The organism is Polynucleobacter sp. 35-46-11 (assembly GCF_002281105.1).
This window is the reverse complement of the sequence record NZ_NCFJ01000278.1, coordinates 1-3,434: the sequence shown is the minus strand read 5'-3', so window position 1 is coordinate 3,434 and position 3,434 is coordinate 1. Positions and strand designations below refer to the sequence as shown.

Below are 3,434 nucleotides of genomic sequence, written 5' to 3'. Positions count from 1 at the left end.
CTCTTCATATCAATGTTGTGCTGGTGTGCGAATAACTCAATCAACCTGTCACACACTAAATCATTCAAATCACTAATTAATCTGGTTAGCTGCTTAGCCTGAACCCCTTGACCAATGAGGTTCTTCGCAAAACGTCGAACATCTTTTGCGCACAACGCTACGCTCGCTAAATCTGGTGCAGAGCGGATCGCCATACTGATGTGCTTTAGCGAGAGCCTCTGCATCGCAAATAAATCTCTCTCCGAGAGAATGTTGACCACCTCACTCCCATCCATTACTGGAATATGTCTAATCCCCAGTTGCAAGAATATTAAAGCTGCATCCTGAGCAGTATCGCGGATAGTGAGTGATTTCACCCCTTTGGTCATCACATCTTTTATGGGAAGTTGCACATCAATCTGAGGAATCGTCACCCTCCCCAAGATGTCATAACGCGTCAAGATGCCCTGCAGACCTTCTTCTGAGTCACCTACCAATATCGAACCAACTCTGCGCTCATGCATTAATGTGAGCGCCTCCTTGATGCTGGTATTAGGAGTGACACACAATGGTTTTTTGCGAGGCAAATCTCCCAAAGGTGTTTCTAAAGACTGCTCTGAGAAAATTTGAGATGTATAAGTTCTTTGTAATACCTGCCAAGAACGTTCTAAGAATTTCATAATGCTTTGACTTAGAAAGTCAGCAAACTGTGGCGACATTTCTGCCAAGCGCCGCATCACATCGGTTGAAATGCTTAAACAGAAACAATCACCAATTGCGGCATATGTTGCAGTTGGGGGGCGCCCAGCCATTGCAGTGCTGACCGGAAAGAGCTCGCCCGCTTCAAACTCATGCGCCTCGCCAGCTTCATTGGAAAGACCGCGACGAGAGACAACGCCGCCCTTACGAATAAAAAATAATCTATTGACAGGAGGGCTTTGCGGAGAGAGAAATACCTCTTCTGGCGCAAAGTACTCTTCCTGCGAATTTTCAATGAAGAAATCTACATGCTCTGGCTTCATTTCAGAAAACGGCAGAACCTGCATCATCTGCTGGGTCAGATTCACAATCAAACTGCGAGATGGGCTAGTTTTCTTCAAGGCTTCCTCTGTTCTTTGCTTCGCTTTAACCGCTCAATTTATCGCGTCATTAGGCTACTGTCTATACGATCTGACCTACTTATTTGATTACGATCAAATAAGTAGGTCATTCTCTTGTCTAAACCCCGATACCCTAGCTCTATGCAGCAAAGAAAATTACTTAGTGAGTCGGCACTCTGAGGGTACTAATTGGGGAGATAAGTTGCTATCTGGGCTTCTACAAGACCACCCTCCTGACCATGATGAGGACTCAGGCCTTGATAAATCCATGGCACTTGGGATGATCGCATCCGGCTCATTTGTGGGAATGAGATACAAGGTGTTTTTACCCACAGGTGCCACATTGGCTTGATAACCAATGGCAATGGTTCCAGAAGGATCAATTTCAATGAACTTGACATTGCGAGTTGGTGCAAAAGTAAAGGCTCCTTGAGTTGCCTCATCCATTGCAACAGCGCCTCGACTGGAGAATACCTCCGTGACGGCGAGCTTAGCAGTGGAAGCAAGATTCAGACCCTCCACAACGCGACTTCGGGCAATGTAATCTTGATATTTAGGAACAGCTACTGCAACCAAGATGCCAATGATGGCTACCACCACCATCACCTCAATTAAGGTGAAGCCGGATTCTTGTTGTTGATCTTGCGTAGACATTTTTATAAGCTCCTGAGGTTAAATACCCCATCATCCAGTCTATACCCAACAAGCTCAACACGTCCAAATGTAAGAAAAGCCGGCTTTAAAGGCCGGCTTTTTCTGATTAATGCTGAAGAAAATTAGTGCGCCTCTTTAGCGTTATTCTTTTTCTTAAAGTAGCTACCAACTAAAATCACAATCGCAATACCAACCACTTCAAAAGCTAGTTTTGCATCACCTATTGCAGCTTGAATGCTATCTTTAATAGCAGGGTCATCAACTAACATGCCGCCGGCTAAGAAACCTAAAAGTCCAGCACCAAGAGTGATGATGATTGGGAAACGCTCCATTACTTTGAGCAACATTGCGCTACCGAAAATAATCAACGGAATAGACATTGCCAAACCAATGATGAGGAGCAAGAGGCGAGTTTCTTCAGGTCCCTTTTGGGCTGCTGCTGCAACCGCCAAAACGTTGTCCAAGCTCATTACTAAATCAGCAATTAAGATTGTGCGGATAGCTGCCCAGATACTAGTCTTTGCTTCCATATGCTCTTCGCCGCCGCTATCAGACAAAAGCTGAATACCGATGTAGAGCAATAGCAAGCCACCGACGATTTTTAAGTACGGTAAGGTTAATAAAGCAACTGCAGTAATAGTGAGCACCACACGCAAAATGATGGCTGCAGCGCTACCCCAAAAAATGGCTTTCTTTTGTTGAGCGGGCGGCAAATTGCGAGATGCTAAAGCAATCACAACTGCGTTATCGCCAGATAACAAAATATTGGCGATGATGATTGAGAGTAATGCTGCCCAAAAAGCGGCATCTGAAAATGCTGAAAAATCCATAATGTCTCCGTACTTTTATATTTTAGTTTTAACTACAAGGTGCTACAAAAAACATGCCGACGAATCGGCATGTCTCTTTGATTACAACATGGCTTTGAGCAAAGCAGCCATTTCTGAAGGGTTTCTTGTTACTTTAAAGCCACATTCTTCCATAACGGCAAGCTTGGCATCGGCCGTATCTGCACCACCAGAAATCAATGCGCCAGCGTGGCCCATACGTTTTCCAGGAGGCGCCGTTACACCAGCAATAAAGCCAACAACCGGTTTCTTCATATTAGCTTTGCACCAGCGAGCTGCTTCGGCTTCGTCCGGTCCACCAATTTCACCAATCATGATGACTGCATCTGTCTCAGGGTCTTCGTTGAACATGCGCATCACATCGATGTGCTTCAGGCCATTAATTGGGTCGCCACCAATACCAACCGCTGTGGACTGTCCTAAACCAATCGCTGTTAATTGACCAACTGCCTCATAAGTCAAAGTACCAGAACGGCTAACAACACCGATACGACCTTTTTTATGGATATGGCCAGGCATGATGCCGATCTTGATTTCGTCTGGAGTAATGATTCCAGGACAATTTGGCCCTAGTAATAATGTCTTCTTACCACCAGCAGCTTCTTTTGCATGCATCTTATTACGCACTTCCAACATATCCTTGACTGGAATGCCTTCAGTAATACAGATAACAAAATCTAAGTCAGCTTCAACTGCTTCCCATATTGCAGCAGCAGCGCCAGGAGGCGGAACATAAATTACAGAAGTAGTAGCGCCAGTTTGTTGAGCGGCCTCTTTTACAGTTCCATAAATTGGAATGTTAAAAATAGCCTCCCCTGTTTTTTTAGGATTTACCCCCGCCACAAAACAGTTT

General features: G+C 44.9%; 4 protein-coding genes. All 4 read right to left on the bottom strand.

What is annotated here, in order from left to right; genetic code table 11:
- Positions 1 to 1,079, bottom strand: a 1,079-nt coding sequence (locus tag B7Y67_RS13430) for a CBS domain-containing protein (protein ID WP_293599087.1), incomplete at its 3' end; no start/stop codon positions are given.
- A 156-nt stretch (positions 1,080 to 1,235) separates the two neighbouring features.
- Positions 1,236 to 1,733, bottom strand: coding sequence for a pilin (locus B7Y67_RS13425; protein ID WP_293599086.1), 498 nt, complete (start codon positions 1,731 to 1,733; stop codon positions 1,236 to 1,238).
- 122 nt (positions 1,734 to 1,855) lie between these two features.
- Positions 1,856 to 2,563, bottom strand: a complete 708-nt coding sequence (locus B7Y67_RS13420) for a TerC family protein (protein ID WP_293599085.1) — start codon at positions 2,561 to 2,563, stop codon at positions 1,856 to 1,858.
- Between the two features lie 81 nt (positions 2,564 to 2,644).
- The coding region (gene sucD / locus B7Y67_RS13415) for a succinate--CoA ligase subunit alpha (RefSeq protein WP_293599084.1) at positions 2,645 to 3,434 on the bottom strand (790 nt) is incomplete at its 5' end.

Coding starts and splice junctions, on each gene's coding strand:
- B7Y67_RS13425 (WP_293599086.1), bottom strand. CDS start 1,733: ATGTCTACGCAAGATCAACAACAAGAATCCGGCTTCACCTTAATTGAG.
- B7Y67_RS13420 (WP_293599085.1), bottom strand. CDS start 2,563: ATGGATTTTTCAGCATTTTCAGATGCCGCTTTTTGGGCAGCATTACTC.